This is a genomic window from Thiorhodococcus mannitoliphagus (assembly GCF_010915725.1).
In the GTDB taxonomy this organism is placed as follows: Bacteria; Pseudomonadota; Gammaproteobacteria; order Chromatiales; family Chromatiaceae; genus Thiorhodococcus; species Thiorhodococcus mannitoliphagus.
This window is the reverse complement of sequence record NZ_JAAIJR010000430.1, coordinates 1-606: the sequence shown is the minus strand read 5'-3', so window position 1 is coordinate 606 and position 606 is coordinate 1. Positions and strand designations below refer to the sequence as shown.

The window sequence follows — 606 nt, the reverse complement described above, 5'->3', positions numbered from 1 at the left end:
AACACGCGCAACTGGGAGCCCGACACCACCGTCTTGCTCAATCCCGGGAAACCTCTGAAAACGGAGGCCAAAGCCACCTCAAACACCGCATGAAAAATGCGACAACTGTCTTGACACCCGCCGCAAACGCCTTGAGCAGCTCGAAAAAATCTGTGGCTACTTCCACAACAATGCTCATCGGATGGACGACGCGACCTATCTTGAGCACGGCTTTCCGATTGCCTCAGGCGTGATCGAAGGCGCTTGCCGATGCGTCGTCAAGGATCGCATGGAACGCTCCGGGATGCGCTGGGTGATGTCTGGCGCACGTGAACATGCGCTGCATCGCGCTGAGTGACCTCTGGGACGCGTTCAAGGCTTTCCGTATCCAGCGCGAACCCGTCGCCTCTATCCAGGATTCGCCGCAAATGATGCCGATTTCACCCAGGCAATTGCGGCGTGACGGGCGCGGGAGGCGGGTTGCCCCCGTTAAGGATGCTGGCTTGACCGTAGAGCAATTCAAGAAACTGCTTTGATGCCAAAAGGCGCTAACGAATAAGGTTAGATCGTCCGAGCGAAGCGAGCGACGATCTGAACCGGTTGTTGGACAAGCCCGGGATCGTGGCG

General features: G+C 57.8%; 1 protein-coding gene. It reads left to right on the top strand.

Annotated features, from left to right (window positions below):
• The first annotated feature begins 181 nt into the window (after positions 1-181).
• Positions 182-337: a hypothetical protein gene (locus G3480_RS27285; RefSeq protein WP_164657298.1), complete on the top strand. Its 156-nt coding sequence runs from the start codon at positions 182-184 to the stop codon at positions 335-337.
• Positions 338-606: the final 269 nt, after the last annotated feature.

Coding starts and splice junctions, on each gene's coding strand:
- G3480_RS27285 (WP_164657298.1), top strand. CDS start 182: ATGGACGACGCGACCTATCTTGAGCACGGCTTTCCGATTGCCTCAGGC.